This is a genomic window from Mesorhizobium sp. KR2-14 (genome assembly GCF_040049255.1).
Taxonomy (GTDB): domain Bacteria; phylum Pseudomonadota; class Alphaproteobacteria; order Rhizobiales; family Rhizobiaceae; genus Pseudaminobacter.
This window is the reverse complement of sequence record NZ_JBDZDR010000001.1, coordinates 43268-62544: the sequence shown is the minus strand read 5'-3', so window position 1 is coordinate 62544 and position 19277 is coordinate 43268. Positions and strand designations below refer to the sequence as shown.

General features: G+C 61.5%; 17 protein-coding genes. 11 read left to right on the top strand and 6 right to left on the bottom strand.

What is annotated here, in order from left to right; translation table 11 throughout:
- The first annotated feature begins 72 nt into the window (after positions 1 to 72).
- Positions 73 to 354 (top strand): hypothetical protein, encoded by a 282-nt coding sequence (locus ABLE86_RS00285; RefSeq protein ID WP_348776923.1) that lies wholly within the window; start codon positions 73 to 75, stop codon positions 352 to 354.
- A 70-nt stretch (positions 355 to 424) separates the two neighbouring features.
- On the opposite strand, the gene ABLE86_RS00280 is transcribed toward ABLE86_RS00285, so the two are convergent.
- Together ABLE86_RS00280 and uvrA are read right to left on the bottom strand one after the other, a co-directional pair.
- Positions 425 to 1225: a DUF72 domain-containing protein gene (locus ABLE86_RS00280; RefSeq protein ID WP_348776922.1), complete on the bottom strand. Its 801-nt coding sequence runs from the start codon at positions 1223 to 1225 to the stop codon at positions 425 to 427.
- 175 nt (positions 1226 to 1400) lie between these two features.
- Positions 1401 to 4325, bottom strand: a complete 2925-nt coding sequence (gene uvrA / locus ABLE86_RS00275; RefSeq protein WP_348776921.1) for an excinuclease ABC subunit UvrA — start codon at positions 4323 to 4325, stop codon at positions 1401 to 1403.
- Between the two features lie 842 nt (positions 4326 to 5167).
- Here uvrA and ssb point away from each other — a divergent pair.
- The 3 genes from ssb to ABLE86_RS00260 all read left to right on the top strand — a co-directional run bounded on the left by ssb (position 5168) and on the right by ABLE86_RS00260 (position 8025).
- On the top strand, positions 5168 to 5707 hold the full coding sequence (gene ssb / locus ABLE86_RS00270; protein ID WP_348776920.1) for a single-stranded DNA-binding protein: 540 nt from the start codon (positions 5168 to 5170) through the stop codon (positions 5705 to 5707).
- Between the two features lie 62 nt (positions 5708 to 5769).
- Positions 5770 to 6489, top strand: a complete 720-nt coding sequence (locus ABLE86_RS00265; RefSeq protein WP_348776919.1) for a hypothetical protein — start codon at positions 5770 to 5772, stop codon at positions 6487 to 6489.
- Positions 6490 to 6696: 207 nt separating this feature from the next.
- Positions 6697 to 8025: a DNA phosphorothioation-associated putative methyltransferase gene (locus tag ABLE86_RS00260; protein WP_348776918.1), complete on the top strand. Its 1329-nt coding sequence runs from the start codon at positions 6697 to 6699 to the stop codon at positions 8023 to 8025.
- A 185-nt stretch (positions 8026 to 8210) separates the two neighbouring features.
- Here the strand turns inward: ABLE86_RS00260 and ABLE86_RS00255 are convergent, their stop codons facing one another.
- From ABLE86_RS00255 to ABLE86_RS00245, 3 genes are all read right to left on the bottom strand, one after another.
- Positions 8211 to 9458 (bottom strand): hypothetical protein, encoded by a 1248-nt coding sequence (locus tag ABLE86_RS00255; protein ID WP_348776917.1) that lies wholly within the window; start codon positions 9456 to 9458, stop codon positions 8211 to 8213.
- 11 nt (positions 9459 to 9469) lie between these two features.
- Positions 9470 to 9643: a hypothetical protein gene (locus ABLE86_RS00250; RefSeq protein ID WP_348776916.1), complete on the bottom strand. Its 174-nt coding sequence runs from the start codon at positions 9641 to 9643 to the stop codon at positions 9470 to 9472.
- A gap of 1261 nt (positions 9644 to 10904) precedes the next feature.
- The gene (locus tag ABLE86_RS00245; RefSeq protein WP_348776915.1) at positions 10905 to 11534 is read right to left on the bottom strand and encodes a MarC family protein; all 630 of its coding nucleotides are present in this window, start codon (positions 11532 to 11534) and stop codon (positions 10905 to 10907) included.
- 249 nt (positions 11535 to 11783) lie between these two features.
- On the opposite strand from ABLE86_RS00245, the gene gyrA reads away from it, so the two are divergent.
- The gene (gene gyrA, locus ABLE86_RS00240; protein ID WP_348776914.1) at positions 11784 to 14564 is read left to right on the top strand and encodes a DNA gyrase subunit A; all 2781 of its coding nucleotides are present in this window, start codon (positions 11784 to 11786) and stop codon (positions 14562 to 14564) included.
- 72 nt (positions 14565 to 14636) lie between these two features.
- Here the strand turns inward: gyrA and ABLE86_RS00235 are convergent, their stop codons facing one another.
- A complete protein-coding gene (locus tag ABLE86_RS00235) occupies positions 14637 to 14777 on the bottom strand; it encodes a hypothetical protein (protein ID WP_348776913.1) in 141 nt (46 codons plus the stop codon).
- Positions 14778 to 14946: 169 nt separating this feature from the next.
- Between ABLE86_RS00235 and coaD the strand changes: the two genes are divergently transcribed.
- Genes coaD through tgt form a run of 6 tightly spaced genes read left to right on the top strand, consistent with a single transcriptional unit; the run spans position 14947 to position 19260 of the window.
- Positions 14947 to 15447, top strand: coding sequence for a pantetheine-phosphate adenylyltransferase (gene coaD, locus ABLE86_RS00230; protein ID WP_348776912.1), 501 nt, complete (start codon positions 14947 to 14949; stop codon positions 15445 to 15447).
- Positions 15448 to 15464: 17 nt separating this feature from the next.
- Positions 15465 to 16052: a peptidylprolyl isomerase gene (locus tag ABLE86_RS00225; RefSeq protein ID WP_348776911.1), complete on the top strand. Its 588-nt coding sequence runs from the start codon at positions 15465 to 15467 to the stop codon at positions 16050 to 16052.
- A 26-nt stretch (positions 16053 to 16078) separates the two neighbouring features.
- The gene (locus tag ABLE86_RS00220) at positions 16079 to 16594 is read left to right on the top strand and encodes a peptidylprolyl isomerase (protein ID WP_348776910.1); all 516 of its coding nucleotides are present in this window, start codon (positions 16079 to 16081) and stop codon (positions 16592 to 16594) included.
- Between the two features lie 13 nt (positions 16595 to 16607).
- Positions 16608 to 17057 carry a DMT family transporter gene (locus ABLE86_RS00215; RefSeq protein WP_348776909.1) on the top strand — a complete coding sequence of 150 codons (450 nt, stop codon included), beginning with the start codon at positions 16608 to 16610 and terminating at the stop codon, positions 17055 to 17057.
- Positions 17057 to 18133 (top strand): tRNA preQ1(34) S-adenosylmethionine ribosyltransferase-isomerase QueA, encoded by a 1077-nt coding sequence (gene queA / locus ABLE86_RS00210; RefSeq protein WP_348776908.1) that lies wholly within the window; start codon positions 17057 to 17059, stop codon positions 18131 to 18133. The genes ABLE86_RS00215 and queA overlap by 1 nt, the downstream gene beginning before the upstream one ends.
- A complete protein-coding gene (tgt, locus tag ABLE86_RS00205) occupies positions 18130 to 19260 on the top strand; it encodes a tRNA guanosine(34) transglycosylase Tgt (protein WP_348776907.1) in 1131 nt (376 codons plus the stop codon). Before queA ends, tgt begins: the two co-directional genes overlap by 4 nt.
- The last annotated feature ends 17 nt before the right edge of the window (positions 19261 to 19277 follow it).

Genomic DNA, 19277 nt, shown 5'->3' with positions numbered 1-19277 from the left:
ATATCTACACTCCATCGGCGCTGCACCGCAGCTGACCGAAAGGTTTGAAATAGAGACTATTGGAGAATTGAAATGAACAAGACCATTCTTGCTGTCGCAGCCATCCTGCTCGCTTCGGGTACCGCTTTTGCCAACGAGCGCCAGGGCGATGCCGCGCCGGCCGTGGTCATCAACCAAGACGCCGTTGCCGCTTCCACGGCCGCGTCCGTGCCTCTGCCGCGCCAGGGCGATGCGGTTCCGGCCTCGTCGGTTGTCCATGCACCCAGCTCCGCCAACTACGGCTCCAGTGCATCGATCGGCGCCTATGCTGGGCAAGTCGGCAACAGCCCCCGCTTGATCGGCCGCGGCAACTGAGTGCTGGTCAACTAATCTGGTCGTTAGGGGCGGCGGGCTTCGGCCTTGCCGCCCTTGCCATGCCTGGCGTTCAGATGCGCTGCATGAAGGCGATTGCGCCGTGCGGCGCATGTATTTTTCCGGACGTAATGAAATAGACGAACACGTCCCGCGGCTTCACCGGTGCGTCATACGCGGGGTCCGCGCGTGGCAGGTCAGCCGGCACGCCGCCCTCCGCCCAGGTCTTGGCCCGCGTAGCCCATTCATCGAGCGCCTTGGGGGCATAGCAGGTCGCAATGTCGTCCGAGCCGGTCTGCAGCCGCGCATAGACGAAATCTCCGGTAATGTCGGCGATGGCCGGGTAGGTGGCGTGGTCGGCATAGACTACGGGCACATTGTATTTGCGCGCCAACGCCACGAATTCGGGTACGACGAATGAGGGGTGGCGCACTTCAACTGTGTGGCGCAGCGCCACGCCGTCCTGTTTTTCCGGCAGCAGCTTCAGAAAGGCCTCGAAGTCGTCATGATCGAATTTCTTGGTCGGCGCGAACTGCCACAGGATCGGCCCCAGCTTTTCGCCCAGCGCCACAATGCCTGAGCCCAGGAAGCGCATCATGGATTCGCCTGCTTCTCCGAGCACGCGGCGATTGGTGACGAAGCGGTTGCCCTTCAGCGAATAGACGAAGCCGTCCGGCGCCTCGCTGGCCCATTTGACGAAGGTCGGTTCCTTGAAGCTCGAATAATAGGTGCCATTGACCTCGATGGTCGGCACCTGGCGGCTGGCATATTGGAGCTGCTTCGCCTTGGGCAGCTTTTCAGGATAGAAGGAGGTGTCCCAGGGCTCGAAAGTCCAGCCTCCCATGCCTGCGCGAATGGTCCCCGACTTGGTCATACGCTCCTCCACCTCAACTCGAAAAATCTAAGCTTATGCGATGGATCTGGCACCGCCCCCTACGCGGCCGGGGGGCATTGCCGCTCGGCCGAGCTTCGTCACCGTTTCCGGCAGCCGGTCGAAGTATCGGAAACACCGAACCGGCTTTCGATTGAAACGATGCCGCTCTCGTCCATCACTCCGCAGCTTCGCGTTTTCCCTTCGGCCGCCGTTCCAGCAGCTCCTTCAGGAACTGGCCGGTGTAGCTGCGCGGCTCGGCAATGATGTCCTCGGGCGTGCCGGCAGCCACGAGTTCACCGCCGCCGTCGCCGCCTTCGGGCCCGAGGTCGAGGATCCAGTCGGCGGTCTTGATGACTTCCAGATTGTGCTCGATCACCACCACCGTGTTGCCCTGTTCGACCAGTTCGTGCAGCACCTCCAGAAGCTTGGCCACATCGTGGAAGTGCAGGCCGGTCGTCGGCTCGTCGAGGATGTAGAGTGTCTTGCCTGTCGCCTTGCGCGACAGTTCTTTGGCGAGCTTGATGCGCTGTGCCTCGCCGCCCGACAGCGTCGTCGCCTGCTGGCCGACATGGATGTAGCCCAGACCAACCTTGGCCAGCGTCTCCAGCTTGTCGCGCACCGCAGGCACGGCCGAGAAGAACTCGACGCCTTCCTCCACCGTCATCTCCAGCACGTCGGCGATCGACTTGCCCTTGAAGGTGACGTCCAGCGTTTCGCGGTTGTAGCGCTTGCCGTGGCAGACGTCGCAGGTGACGTAGACGTCGGGCAGGAAGTGCATCTCGATCTTGATGACGCCGTCGCCCTGGCAGGCCTCGCAGCGGCCGCCCTTCACGTTGAAGGAGAAGCGGCCGGGCTGGTAGCCGCGCGCCTTGGCTTCCGGCAGGCCCGCGAACCAGTCGCGGATCGGCGTGAAGGCGCCGGTATAGGTGGCAGGGTTGGAGCGCGGCGTGCGGCCGATTGGCGACTGGTCGATGTCGATCACCTTGTCGAGGAATTCCAATCCCTCGATGCGGTCGTGCTCGGCTGGGTGCTCGCGCGAGCCCATGATGCGCCGCGACGCGGCCTTGAACAGCGTCTCGATCAGGAAGGTCGACTTGCCGCCGCCCGAAACGCCGGTGACGGCGGTGAAGGTGCCGAGCGGTATCTCGGCGGTGACATTCTTCAGGTTGTTGCCGCGCGCGCCCACCACCTTGATGCGCCGACCTTTCTTCATCTGCCGCCGCGCCTCTGGCACGTGAACCTCGAGCTCGCCGCTGAGGTACTTGCCGGTGATCGAGTTCGGGTTGTCCATGATCTCGGCCGGCGTACCCTGCGCGATGATCTGTCCGCCATGAATGCCGGCGGCGGGGCCGATGTCGACGACGTAGTCGGCGGTGAGGATCGCGTCCTCGTCATGCTCCACCACGATGACCGTGTTGCCCAGGTCGCGCAGATGCTTGAGCGTATCGAGCAGCCGGTCGTTGTCGCGCTGGTGCAGTCCGATCGACGGTTCGTCGAGCACGTAGAGCACCCCGGTCAGGCCCGAGCCGATCTGCGAGGCCAGGCGGATGCGCTGGCTCTCGCCGCCCGACAGCGTGCCGGAATTGCGCGCCAGCGTCAGATAATCCAGGCCGACATCATTGAGGAAGCGCAGGCGCTCGCGGATCTCCTTGAGGATGCGCACCGCAATCTCGTTCTGCTTGTCATTGAGCTGCGCCGGCAGTTCCTCGAACCAGGAATTCGCCTTGCGGATCGAAAGCTCCGTCACCTGGCCTATGTGCTTGTCACCGACCTTTACCGCCAGCGCCTCCGGCTTCAGGCGATAGCCATTGCAGGCCGGGCAGGGGGTGGCCGACATGAAGCGCTCGATCTCCTCGCGCATCCAGGCCGATTCGGTCTCCTTCCAGCGGCGCTCGAGGTTGGGTATCACGCCCTCGAAGGTCTTGGTCGTCTTGTAGGAGCGCAGGCCGTCGTCATAGTTGAAGGTGATCTCGCGGCTGCCGGTGCCGTGCAGAATGGCCTGCCTGGCCTCGTCGCTCAGATCCTTGAACTTGTCACCCAGCTTGAAGCCATACGCCTTGCCCAGCGCCTCCAGCGTCTGAGCGTAATAGGGCGATGTCGATTTCGCCCACGGGCTCACCGCGCCGTCGCGCAGCGAAACGTTGTCGTCCGGCACCACCAGGTTGGGGTCGATTGCGCGCTGGCTGCCCAGGCCGTCGCAGGTCGGGCAGGCGCCGAAAGGGTTGTTGAACGAGAACAGTCGCGGCTCAATCTCGGGAATGGTGAAACCCGAAACCGGGCAGGCGAACTTTTCCGAGAACAGGATGCGCTCATGCGTCTCGTTGGCCGACTTGTTGGCCGCGCCACCCTCCGCCGTCTCCTCCGGGGGCAGCGGCTTGTCGGCGAATTCGGCAACCGCAAGGCCGTCGGCCAGCTTCAGCGCCGTTTCCATAGAGTCGGCCAGTCGCGTCGCCAGATCGCCGCGCACCACAATGCGGTCCACGACGACGTCGATGTCGTGCTTGTACTTCTTGTCCAGCGCGGGCACGTCGGCGATCTCGTAGAAGGTGCCGTCCACCTTGACGCGCTGAAAACCCTTCTTCTGTAGCTCCGCCAGTTCCTTGCGGTATTCGCCTTTGCGGCCCCGCACCAGCGGCGCCATGATGTAGAGGCGCGTGCCTTCGTCCAGCGCCAGCACCCGGTCGACCATCTGGCTCACCGTCTGGCTCTCGATCGGCAGGCCGGTTGCCGGTGAGTAGGGCACGCCCACGCGCGCGAACAGCAGGCGCATGTAGTCGTAGATTTCGGTGACCGTGCCGACCGTCGAGCGCGGGTTGCGCGAGGTCGTCTTCTGCTCGATGGAAATGGCCGGCGACAGGCCGTCGATCTGGTCGACGTCCGGCTTCTGCATCATCTCGAGGAACTGCCGCGCATAGGCCGACAGGCTTTCCACATAGCGCCGCTGGCCTTCCGCATAGATCGTGTCGAAAGCCAGCGAAGACTTGCCCGAGCCTGACAGGCCGGTCATCACGATCAGCGAGTCGCGGGGCAGGTCGAGATCGACGTTCTTGAGGTTGTGTTCGCGCGCGCCGCGAATGGAGAGGAATTTGTGCTCGGCCATGCCGGGTCGCCGCCTCGATTTCAAAATGTTACCTGGCTTGGCTGGTATGACCGGCCAAACCCGTCATGTAGGTATTCTCTCAACTGTGTCGAGGGATGCCTAAAGCTCCTCAAGCCGGGGTTTAGCCGCCTTTGGGCGGATGCGGCAAGTGAAAAGAACAAAGGTCGAACGCTCTGCTGACATTTCACCGTCGGCAGTAGTCGTTCGGGATAACAATTTTTCCCTGCCGGAATTTGCGCATTGACCCCATGGCACGGCGGGCGCACAATGACGTTGTCATCTGCGGCTGAGCAAGTTGCTCTTCGCTGCCAAAGGGCGGTTTGCGAGACGCCACAAACCTGCGAACGGAAGTCGTGGAGACGTTGGAGCAAGCGACTCAGGAGGGAGGCATGATCCCACCGGACAGTCTCAAATGGCTCCCCTTGATGGAGCCGCAGCGGGTCTGACAACCCGAAGGTACCCGGCACGTCGGCCTCTGTAATCAAGAAAAATAAGCTGAAACACCAGTCGGATCGTCGGCTGAAGGCCGCGAAGCATCCGAAAAAGCCGGTGAAATACTCCCGGCAAGTCAGGCAGATATGCCAGCAGGGCCTCGCGCGCTCCTGATTGAGAGCGGCGAGGCCGCTTTATGTCAGTCCTATGGAACAGCTCGGTCGGCAGACACGCTTTCTCACTCCAAGGCGCTTGAAATTTGCCGAAACTCCATCTAGAACAAAAATAGAACAAAACATTTGTGGACATTGTTCGATTTTCGCAGCCGCAGGCGCCCGGCGCGGCCGCGATCGGATAGGATGCGCGGGCAATCGGTGCAGTAGAGTTAGGACGAGCGCGGGAGCGGTGTTATGGCGGGTAGCGTCAACAAGGTCATTCTGGTCGGCAATCTCGGCGCGGACCCTGAAATTCGCCGGCTGAATTCCGGTGATCCGGTCGTGAACCTTCGCATCGCGACCTCCGAATCCTGGCGCGACAAGAGCTCGGGCGAGCGCAAGGAAAAGACCGAGTGGCACAGCGTCGTGATCTTCAACGACAATCTCGCCAAGGTCGCCGAGCAGTATCTGAAGAAGGGCATGAAGGTCTATGTCGAGGGTCAGTTGCAGACCCGCAAATGGCAGGACCAGAACGGCAATGAGCGTTACACCACTGAGGTGGTGCTGCAGAAGTTCCGCGGCGAGCTGCAGATGCTCGACGCGCGCGGGCAGGGCGGCGAGGGCGGCCAGGTCGGTTATGGCGGCGGGCGCGGCGGCTCCGATTTCGGCCAGTCCGGCCCGAACGACGATTATGGTCGCGGCGGCGGTGGCTTCGGTGGCGGCCGCAGCGGCGGCGGATCCGGCGGTGGTGGTGGCGGTGGCTCGCGCGATTTCGACGACGAGATCCCGTTTTAGAGTGGAATGCCCTAGAATTTGCAAACTAATTTGACTTAAGGCGTTGTTTTACAACGCCTTTTTTGTTGCGAATTCAGCCGAGAGCAATTGGCGGCGGATTTTTTAGGGCGGAACGATCCCGTTTTGTCAAAAGTCTATGCAAGCGCGCGCTCTGCCGCCTGGCTATTGGAGTTCAGATCGCGGCCCTAAAGGAGAGTGACCTCATCGTTTCCGAAGGCGGTGAAGGTAAGCTTTATGCCTTAAGGATACCCCGTGCGAAACAGCGAGGCGGGGGCATTCGAGCCTCACTCAAGATACGATACTGTAGCAAGCAGATCGGGCAGCTTCTTGAGAAAGTCATCGATCAAAATCGCCGACGTCGCGAACGACTCGGCTATGATGACGCCGATTGGCCGATGTTCATGTCAACGGTGGAGGGCGAGCTTCCAGGCCTGAGGTATCACATTCCATCGAATGCTATCGCAAGAATGGTGAATGATGTCATCGGTAGCATCACTGGACTAAAGACCAATACTAAGCGATTTCGCATCACTCTCGCACAGCGCGCCGTCGACGATGGCAAGGATAAGTACACCGTCGCCGAACTGCTGGACCATTCGGATACTCAGAATGTTGGAGTCTATTATGCAGCGAGCCCGTCAATGGTCTTGCGGCTTGACCGCCACCTCGCCATGGAAATGGCTCCGCTCGCCCAAGCTTTTTCCGGGGTCATCGTCAAGACCGAAGTCGATGCGCGACGGGGGATGACCGATCCAGCCGCATTTACGACCGTTCAGTTATAGACAACGCCGGGGGCCCGCTTGGCACCTGCGGCCAGATGAGTTTCTGCGGCTTGGCGGTTCCGTTCGCTTGCTATACGTGTCGGCATTTCCAGCCATGGCTAGATGGACCCCATGAAGAGTTCATGGCCGCCCTGATCGCCGACCGCGAGCGGATGGCGGCGCAGGACTATTCTCCTAAAATTTACTCAATCCGCGACCGGATAATCCTTGCCGTCGCCGAAGTCATCCAGCTTTGCGCGGCTGGTCGAGAACGGTTTCCATGCTTTCGGATGGGACCCTGCTCACAGGCCGGACGGGCAGCGCCGAAAAGCGGACGTTGTCAACCTCGGGTTTGTTGTGAACGTCATTGAGAGCCGCCATGAGCGCGAGGAGACGCTCCGAGTGGCCTGGTCGTTTGCGGAGCGCGCCATGGCGGTAAGCGCTATGCTATTGGTGAAGGCTGACGTTTCGGGCCAACGCCCTCACGGCGACGGCTTCCTGACCTCGCGCTCTACTTTCCAGAAATACTATACGCAGGAGGAACTGCTCTCGTGGGTCGGTGAAACGCTCAGTGAGCGTGCCGTCTCGCTTGCGCCCGGCATCGTGGGCGTTTTCCGGGATAAAAATCTCGAGCAGGAGGCAGCCTACGCTCGCCGTTCGCGCGCGGCGATGCTCACGGAGAAATACTCCGTGCCCCGCCGAGAGAGGGCGGCTGCGGTACCGCGCCCGGAGCTTGTCGAGGTCATCGCCCCCATTTTGCATGACATATGGCAGGCGGCACTCGAGTTGGGGCGCGTCCCGGCGCAGGAGGAACTGGATCGGTCGGTCCTCGACGCCCTTGCCAGATGCCGCGTGTCCTTCCGGCGCGCGATGCAACTTCTCGAAGGCATCCACGATTTCTCAGCACTCGAGGCCATCGCGAGAGCCCGGTTCGACGATCTTGTGGTGTTCGGTGCGTTGTCACTGTTCCCCGGCGCGCCACGCTACTCCTCGCTCTCTCCCCGCATTCAGAGAGACATCCGACATTTCTTCGGCGGACACGGGACTTTCGTGGCGAAGGCCGCAGAGGCGCTAGACAGGCTACGCGACCGCTCTGAACTCATCCGGGCATTTGAAGGTTCGGTTGCCATTGGCGCAGCGACTTACCAGAATGGCACTCTTAGCTTTGCAATGAGGCATGAATCCGCGCTGGACGTCGTGATCCGAATAATGATCGGCTGTGCGGACATCGTGTCCCCTGGCTTCGCGCTATGCGATGCGATCGACATCGGCCCCTCGACCACGAAGCTCAAGGGATATTTCTGTCAAGACTTCGATGTCCCCCTTCCACGCCTCGTCACCACCCTGAAAGTGGATCTCGCCCGCCAATCTTCCCGCACCCTGCGGATAGATGACGGAGTATTATATTGCCGCTCGCGCTTCCTCTCATCGGACGACGAGGACGCCGTGAAACAAAGAAGCATTGACGACCGTCTCGTCGCGGCTGGGATTGTCGATGAAAATTGCCATGGGCCGACGGGCAAGACGCTCTCGAAGTTATTATCGAAGCCAAAATAGCTACGCGCGTCCTCATGATTGCAAACGACGAGTTGCGATCAGTAATCGCCAAACTCAGACCGTTCAACAGCGAATAGACCGCTTCTGGCCCGCAAAAGCTGGGAAAGCGGTCGTTCACCGCCGCACTTCGGCGGCAGCGCGCCTTAGAGCGGACATCCGATGATGATGATGGGGCTGGTATCTAGTCAGTTCCCAAACACGTCCTTGCGCAGCTTGTCATAGATGGCCATGCCGGGCTTGATTAGCTTTGACAGCGTGTTCCGCGCGAACGCCGGGGCATCATTGCCCGCCTGCGTTAGCGATAGCATTTTCTTGGCCTCGACATAGATGTTGCCTGCGGCTTTCTTGATGTCGTCCGCGGGGTGGCCTTGGCTCACCACGCTGGCGATCGCAGCACCCTTGGCGGCGATTAAGTCCGCCGCCTTCTCGGGCCTTTCGACCGAGTCGCAAAGGGCGGTCAACACTTCGTCATCGTAGAGATAGGCTTCGAGGTGTCGAAGGCTCAGAACGTTTATGCCTTTGCTTTTGAAGGCGGCGATGTCGGTCAGGGTGTGATCGTCCAGATCGATCAGGCGAATGATTTTCATGCCGGAGGCAAGCTTCGGCAGCACGGTCGCCAATCCGATGAAATCGTTCTGTACTTCCTTCGAGTTTCCGGCAGAAATGAAGGTGGTATCGGGCATCTCGTCAGCGAAGATAGCTTCGTAGATTCGAGCGTCGTGCTCGGTATTTTTCCCTGGCACCGAGCCCATCGGGTTTCCTTCGCAGATGACCACCTGCTTGGGTGCTACCAGCGCAGCGAGATCGTCGAGGGCGACGTGCATCACCCCCTCCGCGTCATAGAGCCTGGAGTTTACCCGGCGCGCAAGTTCCTTATGTGAAAGGAGCGTCCAGGCGACGTCCTTGACGTCCAGGTAGATCAACGACATCTCTTCGCCGAAACCCAACCTGGTTTCCATGTCGAGCGCCAGCCGTGTAGCGATGGCCAGATCACTCTGTGCGCTGCCACCTGAACCGGCGGCCGCGTTGCCCAGGATTTGCTCCTCCGCCACGCGACCAGCGAGGTAAAGCACAAGCATTTTTTCGAGGTGATCTTCGGTAGCCTCCTGGTCCCGAGGCTGCTCCATTCTGATCCAGCCTCCTCCCTCCATCGTGTCGATAGATATCGCGGAGACAAGCCCAACCCCCAATGTCAGATGAGCAACGAAATGCCCCGCCTCGTGGATGGCCAGTCGCCGACGAACATGCGCGGAGAGAGGCGGCTTGGTTTGCCCCAATGCCTGAACCAGATCATTAAACTGAAGCGCGCGATCAGCGCGCCGAGCGGCTCGCCGACTTTCGCGCACAATGCGTTCGACGTCTGCTGGACTTAGCCCAGCTGCGCGGCGTCCGAGCTCGCGGAGAACCTCATCTGCATTCGGCTGCGTATTCATGGTCCCTCCACTCAATTCAGCCATGAACGGAAAAGTCGCACTGGCGAGCTGCTACTGCTGTCGACCACATCGCCGCCATCCCTCTCTTTAACCGATAGGACCGGAAGAATGGCTTTTTGAATGACGGCATCGCGCGCGGCGCGTTTTGCCTGGCGGATAAGGAATCTTGAAAGTACGGATATCATGGCGACGCCCCTCAATTCGATGACATGGAGGGCGCTCTTTGACCCAGCCGATACCACCTTGACCGCGTGCGTGCCCAGCCGAGCTCTTCACTGAAAGCGACTAAATCGGAAGTTACGATTTCACGTCGGTCGCCATACAAAATCGGATGGCCAGATGAGAGACCTGTCAGACAAGATGCTCGGCGAAACCCCAGGCTCCAAAATTCGAGCACTGGTGGATTTTTGGGGAACAACCCGTCGAACGGATTGAGCGCCCCATCTTTCGCTAGCCTGGATAAGTCTGTAGCAAGCGCAGAAAATCTCCGTGCCTCGCTGTCAATTATTGAGCGAATTTCCGGCGAATTTTCATGGCTAAAAATGAGCATCTTGCGCGCCTTTTTCGTTTTGATTCGTGAGTTTCGGCTGACGTCCGCAGCCAAATGCATCGAAAGTGCCTGCAATCGGTATTTATCTGCGAATCACTAGCATGAACGTGCTAGTAAATAGCATGTTTTTGCATGTCGCTGGTAACCGTTTTTTTTTGAGAATAAATAAGCGGAATGGATGTCCCGCCTCAGCTGCTGCGCCTTGCTCGGATTGGATTAGACTTGGGCCAGCAGGATTTGGCCGAGGCCGCAGGTGTGAGTCCGAAAACGATATCCAACCTTGAATCGAATGTTCGTATCCGGCTCGAAACCCGCCTGCGGATTAAGGAGGCTTTGGAGCGCCATGGGGTCCAGTTCATCATTGCAGATGAAAACGGCGGCTACGGATTGCGATTTAGAACGAGTTGGCCGCCGACCCCCTAGTTTTAATGAGTAGTAAGGCGCACCGGCGCGTAAAGCACGTCCGAATGCCGATAGTGGTTGGTTGTTCGACGCCTTAATTACAGCGAAAAATCGTTTGCTAGAAATATCCTAGCGGGGTGAATGCCGGACCTTGGTCCGGCAGAGGGGCGGCAATGAGCCCCTTCTTGGCTGCGCTGATTTTGTAAACAAGGATGACGATTTTGCGCCAATTGGGGGCATTAGTTGACAACCATTTTGCGGTGACCACATAATGTGTAGTGAAATCAATGCGTTGCGTGAAGAAAGTTCGGATTGTTCCACACAACCGTTCTAAGCTTCCGCTTCAGCCGTGCATTCGGCCGGTTATCAATCAAAAAGGGCAGCCCATGGGCTGCCCTTTTCGTTGGTACCTCCTCGGCCTTATGCCCATCCATCAGGCGCCGAGGGAACACGCTGTGCTCCGAGCCTGCAATGTGAAATCCCGTCGCCGACGGCTACATAGCCGCCAGAGCCTTGATGCCATCGGCCACGAACTGCACGGCAAGCGCCGCCAGGATCACGCCTAGCAACCGCGTCAGGATCGACCGTCCGGTCTGCCCGAGCAGGCTGTCGATGCGCTCAGCCAGGAAAAAGACCAGATAGGTCAACACCAGGCTGGCAAAGATAATGCCGACCAGCGCCGCCTGCGCGGCCCAGCCCTGGAACGAGCCGGAAAGCAGCACCGTGGCAGAAATCGCACCCGGCCCGGCAATCAGCGGTATGGCCAGCGGGAAGGCTGCGATGTTGTGGATGTGGTCGCGCGTGATCGCCACGTCCGAAATCTTCTCCTTCCGGTCCTGCCGCTTCTCGAAGACCATCTCGAAAGCGATGAAGAAGAGCAGGAAGCCGCCCGCCACTCGGAAGGCCGGCAGCGTGATGCCGAACACCGACAGGATCGCTGCGCCGGCAATGGCGAACAGCGCCAGAACCCCGAAACCGATCACACTGGCGCGGATCGAGACCTGCCGACGCTCGTGCCGCGTCATGCCACGCGTCACCGCAAGAAAGATCGGCGCCAGCCCCGGCGGGTCGATGGTGACGAGGATCGTCACGAAGGCATTGAAAACGTTCTCGAAATTCAGCATCCATCACCCTCCGGGATGCAGGCTAGCCTGCCGCCGTCGTCTGCGCCAGTCCCGTTTTGCGGCGGCTGCACGGCATCTTGGACAAACCTTGCCCGATTTTCCCGCCATGGTGTCGCACTCTTTGCAAATTCTTGTATCTTCTTGAAATCTCGATGTAAAACAGTTCTGGAAAAGCCGGGGGCGCGTTGGAGAATTCCAATCCGTTCCTATATAAGGGAGAAGTGATTCCCAACGACTCAGTGATCTAATTTGACCGAACAGAAAATACCGGGTGGACCCGGCGGCCCCTCCGACATCGAGCCTGTCTCGATTATCGAGGAGATGCAGCGTTCATATCTCGACTATGCGATGAGCGTCATCGTCAGTCGTGCGCTTCCGGACGTCCGTGACGGTTTGAAGCCGGTTCACCGGCGCATTCTCTACGCCTCCCATGAGAGCGGCTACCACTGGAACCGCAAATATGTGAAGTCGGCGCGCCCGGTCGCCGACGTCATGGGTAAATATCACCCGCACGGCGACGCCTCGATCTACGACGCCTTGGTCCGCATGGCGCAGGACTGGTCGATGCGCGTGCCGATGATCGACGGGCAGGGTAATTTCGGCTCTATCGACGGCGATCCCCCGGCAGCGATGCGTTATACCGAGTCGCGCCTCACTAAGGTCGCGCACGAACTGCTCGAGGACATCGACAAGGAAACGGTCGATTTCCAGGACACCTACGACGCGTCAGGCAGGGAGCCGCGTGTTCTTCCGGCCCGCTTCCCCAACCTGCTGGTCAACGGCTCGGGCGGCATCGCCGTCGGCATGGCCACCAACATTCCGCCGCACAACCTCATCGAGGTCTGCAACGGCGCCATCGCCATCATCGAAAATCCGGCTATCGATCTGCCGTCGCTGATGGAAATCGTGCCCGGTCCGGATTTCCCGACCGGCGGTATCGTGCTCGGCCGGTCCGGCATCTACAACGCCTATTCCAGCGGCCGCGGCTCCATCGTCATGCGCGGGCGCGTGCATATCGAGGAGATCCGCAACGACCGCGAAGCCATCGTCATCACCGAGGTTCCCTATCAGGTGAACAAGGCGACGATGATCGAGAAGATGGCCGAGCTGGTGCGCGAGAAGCGCATCGAGGGCATCTCCGACATTCGCGACGAGTCCGACCGCCAGGGCTACCGCGTCGTGATCGAGCTCAAGCGCGACGCCAACGCCGAGGTCATCCTCAACCAGCTCTATCGCTTTACCCCGCTGCAGACCTCCTTCGGCGCCAACATGGTGGCGCTGAACGGTGGCAAGCCGGAAGTGATGACGCTGGTCGACATGCTGAAGGCCTTCGTCAGCTTCCGCGAGGAGGTGATCAGCCGTCGTACCAAGTACCTGCTGCGCAAGGCGCGCGAGCGCGCCCACGTCCTGGTGGGCCTGGCAATCGCGGTTGCCAATATCGACGAGGTCATCAAGCTCATCCGCCACGCGCCCGATCCGCATACGGCGCGCGAACAGTTGATGGAGCGTCGCTGGCCCGCGGCCGATGTCGAGGCGCTGATCCACCTCATCGACGATCCACGCCACCGCATCAACGAAGACGGCACCTACAACCTGTCCGAGGAGCAGGCGCGCGCCATCCTCGAACTGCGCCTGCAGCGCCTTACCGCGCTCGGCCGCGACGAAATCGCGGATGAGTTGAACACGATCGGCGCCGAGATCACCAATTATCTCGACATCCTGTCGTCTCGCGCGCGCATCCAGCAGATCGTCAAGGACGAGCTTGCCCTGGTTCGCGACGAATTCGGCACGCCGCGCCGAACGGAGCTGTCGGAAGGCGGCGCCGACATGGAGGACGAGGACCTCATCCCGCGCGAGGACATGGTCGTCACCGTCAGTCATTCCGGCTACATCAAGCGCGTGCCGCTTTCGCTCTATCGGGCGCAGCGCCGCGGCGGCAAGGGCCGCTCGGGCATGTCGACCAAGGACGAGGATTTCGTCACGCGGCTGTTCGTGGTCAATACCCATACGCCGGTGCTGTTCTTCTCCTCGCGGGGCATCGTCTACAAGGAAAAGGTCTGGCGCCTGCCCGTGGGTAATCCGCAGTCGCGCGGCAAGGCGTTGATCAACATGCTGCCGCTGGAGCAGGGCGAGCGCATCACCACCATCATGCCGCTGCCTGAAGACGAGTCGAGCTGGGGCGACCTCGACGTGATGTTCGCCACCACGCGCGGTACGGTGCGCCGCAACAAGCTGTCGGACTTCGTGCAGGTCAACCGCAACGGCAAGATCGCCATGAAACTCGAGGAGGAGGGCGACGAGATTCTCGGCGTCGAGACCTGCACCGAGTTCGACGACGTGCTGCTGACGGCTGCTTCGGGCCAGTGCATCCGCTTCCCCGTCAGCGACGTACGCGTCTTCCAGAGTCGCAACTCGGTCGGCGTGCGCGGCATTTCCATGCCGGAGACCGATCGCGCCATCTCCATGACCATCCTGCACCACGTCGACGCCACCCCGGCGGAGCGCGCGGCCTATCTCAAGCAGTCGGTTGCCGAGCGCAAGCTGGCGACGGGCGAGGACGAGGAGATCGCGCTCACTAACGAGGACATCGGCGAGGAGACCAGCCTTTCGGCCGAACGTTATGAAGAGCTGAAGGCGCGCGAGGAGTTCGTGCTGACCGTCACCGAATATGGCTACGGCAAGCGCTCGTCGTCCTACGATTTCCGCCTCACCGGCCGTGGCGGCAAGGGCATCCGCGCCACCGACGTCTCCAAGACCGCCGAGATCGGCCAGCTCGTTGCCGCCTTCCCGGTGGGCAACGACGACCAGATCATGCTGGTGTCGGACGGTGGTCAGGTCATCCGCGTGCCGGTCGATGGCATCCGCATCGCCAGCCGCGCCACCAAGGGCGTCACCATCTTCAACACCGCCGAAGACGAGAAGGTCGTCTCCGTCGAGCGGATTTCCGAGCCTCAGGGCGAGGATGACGAAGGTGAAGCGTCGAACGGTTCGTCGGAAGCTTCGGCGAACGAGGGTGGCGAGACGAATTAAGGAGACTATGCCGGAAGTCGTGTGCTTCCGGCATTGGCCGCCTCGTCAGTGGGACGAGGCGGGGTTGATGGGTCAGTGCGGACCGAAGGGCTTCGAACGCACCTTCACCTTCTGCTCCTGATGCCGGAGGCGCTGCGTTTCCTGGTGAAGTGCGAACGCAGTTGCAATCAGCATCGCGACGGTCATTGCGGTAGCAAGCACATAGATCATCATCGTCGTGGTCTCCTGGCCCTGCAATGCTGATGTGGCGATTTGGTTGCATCCGTTCCACCAGGACACTATTCGCTTCGACTTGAACTTGTTGTGATCGCGGCCTTTATCTGTGGTTCATGCTTGTTCGCCGGCAATTGCCTTTGATCGAAGCCCTCGCTAGAAAACTGCCATGACAGAGCGCATCGCCATTTACGCCGGGTCGTTCGACCCTCTCACCAACGGCCATCTCGAGGTGCTCAGGGCGTCGCTGGCCGTGGCCGACACCATCTATGCCGCCATTGGCATCCACCCAGCCAAGAAACCGCTGTTCTCCTTCGACGAGCGGGTGGAACTCATCGAGACGGCCGCCTTCGCGGCCTTCGGCGAGGATGCGCGGCGAATCAAGGTCGTCTCCTTCAGCGGCCTGGTCATCGACGCGGCCAGGAAACACAACGCCGCGATCATGATCCGCGGCCTGCGCGACGGCACCGATCTCGACTATGAGATGCAGATGGCCGGCATGAACGAGACCATGGCGCCGGAGCTCCACACGGTGTTCCTGCCGGCCAGCCCTTCGGTGCGCACCATTACCGCCACACTCGTGCGGCAGATAGCTTCCATGGGCGGCGACATTCGCCCCTTCGTGCCAGAGGTCGTCGCCGGCGCCCTGGCCGCTAAATTTGCAAAGTAGGAACGGAGAGCATTTCCATGCAGTTCAGAAGACTTGCCTCGTCTTTCGTCGTCATGGCCAGCCTCGCAGGCGCCTCGCTCCCGGCCTGGGCGGCGGAGCCCGACAACACCATGATTATCACGCTGAAGGACGGCGACGTGACCATCGCGCTGCGACCGGACCTGGCGCCCAAGCATGTGGCCCAGATCAAGCAACTGGTGCGTGACGGCGCCTATGACAACGTCGCCTTCCACCGTGTCATCGAGGGCTTCATGGCCCAGACCGGCGACGTCAAGTTCGGCAACATGGCCAAGGACTTCAACCCGGACCGCGCGGGCACCGGCGGCTCGGACCTGCCCAACCTGCCGGCGGAATTTTCCACCGAGCATTTCGTGCGCGGCACGGTCGGCATGGCGCGGGCGCAGAACCCGAATTCCGCCAACTCCCAGTTCTTCATCATGTACGCGGCCAACCCGGGCCTCGACGGCAACTACACCATCGTCGGCAATGTCGAGAGCGGCATGGAATTCGTCGACAAGATAAAAAAGGGTGATCCCGCCGCCAACGGGGTTGTCAGCGAGCCTGATCGCATGATCAAGGTGCGCATCGCCGGCGACGGCAAGTAAAACGGCATCCGAGAAGGAATCTGAACATGGCCGAAATCAAGGATCGCGAAAACGCGCTCATCATGGAGACCACGAAGGGCAGGGTCGTCATCGAACTCTTCCCCGATCTCGCTCCCGGCCATGTCGGCCGCATCAAGGAACTGGCGCGCGAAGGCGCTTATGATGGCGTCGTGTTCCACCGCGTCATCGACGGCTTCATGGCCCAGACCGGCGACGTCAAGTTCGGCAAGTCGGACGGCCCGAACTTCAATCCGGCCCGCGCCGGCATGGGCGGCTCCGACAAGCCGGACCTGAAGGCCGAGTTCTCCAACATGAATCACGGCCGCGGCACCTGCTCGATGGCACGCGCCCAGAACCCGAACTCCGCCAACTCGCAGTTCTTCATCTGCTTCGAGGATGCCGGCTTCCTCAACCGCCAGTACTCGGTCTGGGGCCAGGTCATCGAAGGCATGGAAAACGTCGACAAGATCAAGCGCGGCGAGCCTGTCCAGGACCCGGACAAGATCGTGTCGATGAAGGTCGCGGCCGACGTTCAGGAATAAGGCGCAAGCGGCAGTGGCGGGTATTTTCTGGTCTTTGCTCGGCATCATGGCTGGCGCGTTCATCGCCATCCAGGCGCCGATCAATTCCGAGCTCAGCAAGGGGCTTGGCCTACCCGTCGCAGCCGCCGCTTTCTCCTTCCTGTCGGGCGCAATCGTGCTCGGCATTGTTTCGGTTGCCGTCACCCGCCTGCAGGGCGTTTCGCTCGACTGGCGGGCGCCGGCGCCGTGGATGTTCGTTGGCGGAGGCCTGCTTGGCGCCGCCTATGTCACCAGCGCCACCATCCTCACGCCGCGCCTCGGCGCGGCAGCGCTGATGGCCTTCCTTGTTGCCGGCCAGCTGCTGGCCGGCATGCTCATCGACCGCGTTGGCTTCCTCGGCGTAGCGGTCCGCGAGATCACCATGGGCCGCGCCGCCGGCGCGGTGCTGCTGCTGGCCGGGGCCTTGATGATCCGCCTGTTCTGATGCGCGTAGACCTTTTCGATTTTCACCTGCCGGAAGAGCGCATTGCTCTTCGCCCGGCCGAGCCGCGTGATTCCGCGCGGCTGTTGTTGGTACACCCAGGCGAGCCGTTCGAGGATAAGCGCGTTGGCGACCTGCCGTCGCTGCTGCAGCCGGGCGACCTGCTCGTCTTCAACGACACCAAAGTAATCCCCGCACAGTTGAAGGGCGTGCGAAAGCGCGGCGAGGCCATCGCCCATGTCGACGCCACCTTGCACATGCGCGTGGGCCCCGACCGCTGGCGCGCCTTCGTGCGCCCGGGCAAGCGGGTCGCAGAGGGCGACCGCATCCAGTTCGGCCACAGCGCCGAGGCCTGCATGCTCGGCGCGCTCGACGCCACCGTGCTGGAGAAAGGCGAGGCTGGCGAAGTGCTGCTTGCCTTCGACCTGTCCGGTCCAATGCTGGACGAGGCACTTCACGCCGTCGGCCACATTCCGCTGCCGCCCTACATCGCGTCCAAGCGGCCCGACGACGCGCGCGACCGCGCCGACTATCAGACCGTCTATGCCCGAGAGGAAGGCGCCGTCGCCGCACCCACCGCCGGGCTGCATTTCACGCCAGAACTGTTCGCCGCGCTGGATGCCCGCGGCATCGAAAGGCGGTTCGTGACGCTCCATGTCGGCGCCGGCACCTTTCTGCCGGTGAAGGCCGACGACACCGCCGACCACAAGATGCATGCCGAGATCGGCCATGTGTCGGCGGAGGTCGCTGCAGCCGTCAACGCCGCGCGCACCCAAGGCCGCCGCATCGTCGCGGTCGGCACAACCTCGCTGCGACTCCTGGAAAGCGCTGCCGCGCCTGATGGCTCCATGTCCGCCTGGTCCGGGGCGACCGACATATTCATCACGCCCGGCTACCGCTTCAAGGCGGTCGATGTGCTGATGACCAATTTCCACCTGCCGCGTTCGACGCTGTTCATGCTGGTTTCCGCCTTCAGCGGTCTAGAGACCATGCGCGCCGCCTACGCCCATGCTATCGACAGCGGCTATCGTTTCTATTCCTATGGCGATGCCAGCCTGCTGTTCAGGGCCCGCGAATGAGTACCGAGTTTTCCTTCAACATCCTTGCTACGGACGGCAACGCCCGGCGCGGCGAAATCACAATGCCGCGCGGCACCATCCGCACGCCGGCCTTCATGCCTGTGGGCACCGGCGGCACGGTGAAGGCCATGTATATGGACCAGGTGAGGGGCGTCGGCGCCGACATCATCCTGGGCAACACCTATCACCTGATGCTGCGGCCGGGTGCCGAGCGCGTCGCCAAGCTTGGCGGCCTGCATGAATTCGCGCGCTGGCCGCACCCGATCCTGACCGATTCCGGCGGCTTCCAGGTCATGTCCCTGTCCGGCCTGCGCAAGATCACTGAGCAGGGCGTAACCTTCCGCTCGCATATCGACGGCGCGCCCTATGAAATGTCGCCCGAGCGTTCCATCGAAATCCAGGGCCTGCTCGATTCCGACATCCAGATGCAGCTCGACGAATGCACTGCGCTGCCGGCCAAGGAGCGCGAGATCGAGCGGGCGATGGAGCTTTCGCTGCGCTGGGCCGAGCGCTGCAAGACCGCCTTCGGCGATCAGCCGGGCAAGGCCATGTTCGGCATCGTGCAAGGTGGCGATATTCCGCATCTGCGCGTGCGCTCGGCCCGCGCACTGTCAGACCTCGGCCTGAAAGGCTATGCGGTTGGCGGCCTTGCGGTGGGCGAGCCTCAGGAAGTCATGCTCGACATGCTCGACATCACCTGTCCCGAACTGCCGGCCGAAAAGCCGCGCTACCTTATGGGGGTCGGCACGCCGGACGACATCATCAAGTCCGTGGCGCGCGGCATCGACATGTTCGACTGCGTCATGCCCACCCGCGCCGGCCGCCACGGCCTGGCCTATACGCGGCGCGGCAAGATCAACTTGCGCAACGCACGCCACGCGGATGACCACCGCCCGCTCGACGAGGAAAGCGATTGCCCGGCCGCGCGTGACTATTCGCGCGCCTATCTGCACCATCTGGTGCGCTCGCAGGAATCGCTGGGCGCCATGCTGCTGACCTGGAACAATCTTTCCTACTATCAGCGCCTGATGCAGGACATTCGCGACGCCATCGAGCAGGGCAGGTTCGCGGATCGGACGGCCGAGATTTCCGAAGGCTGGGCGAGGGGAGATATCCCCGTTCTTTGACGACCGGCCCAGGCCGG

Excerpts from the sequence above, each read along its gene's own strand:
- coaD (WP_348776912.1), top strand. The coding sequence starts at position 14,947 with ATGACAGAGCGCATCGCCATTTACGCCGGGTCGTTCGACCCTCTCACC.
- ABLE86_RS00250 (WP_348776916.1), bottom strand. The coding sequence starts at position 9,643 with ATGATATCCGTACTTTCAAGATTCCTTATCCGCCAGGCAAAACGCGCC.
- queA (WP_348776908.1), top strand. The coding sequence starts at position 17,057 with ATGCGCGTAGACCTTTTCGATTTTCACCTGCCGGAAGAGCGCATTGCT.
- ABLE86_RS00220 (WP_348776910.1), top strand. The coding sequence starts at position 16,079 with ATGGCCGAAATCAAGGATCGCGAAAACGCGCTCATCATGGAGACCACG.
- tgt (WP_348776907.1), top strand. The coding sequence starts at position 18,130 with ATGAGTACCGAGTTTTCCTTCAACATCCTTGCTACGGACGGCAACGCC.
- ABLE86_RS00280 (WP_348776922.1), bottom strand. The coding sequence starts at position 1,225 with ATGACCAAGTCGGGGACCATTCGCGCAGGCATGGGAGGCTGGACTTTC.
- ABLE86_RS00225 (WP_348776911.1), top strand. The coding sequence starts at position 15,465 with ATGCAGTTCAGAAGACTTGCCTCGTCTTTCGTCGTCATGGCCAGCCTC.
- ABLE86_RS00255 (WP_348776917.1), bottom strand. The coding sequence starts at position 9,458 with ATGAATACGCAGCCGAATGCAGATGAGGTTCTCCGCGAGCTCGGACGC.
- ABLE86_RS00245 (WP_348776915.1), bottom strand. The coding sequence starts at position 11,534 with ATGCTGAATTTCGAGAACGTTTTCAATGCCTTCGTGACGATCCTCGTC.
- ABLE86_RS00235 (WP_348776913.1), bottom strand. The coding sequence starts at position 14,777 with ATGATGATCTATGTGCTTGCTACCGCAATGACCGTCGCGATGCTGATT.
- uvrA (WP_348776921.1), bottom strand. The coding sequence starts at position 4,325 with ATGGCCGAGCACAAATTCCTCTCCATTCGCGGCGCGCGCGAACACAAC.
- ABLE86_RS00285 (WP_348776923.1), top strand. The coding sequence starts at position 73 with ATGAACAAGACCATTCTTGCTGTCGCAGCCATCCTGCTCGCTTCGGGT.
- ssb (WP_348776920.1), top strand. The coding sequence starts at position 5,168 with ATGGCGGGTAGCGTCAACAAGGTCATTCTGGTCGGCAATCTCGGCGCG.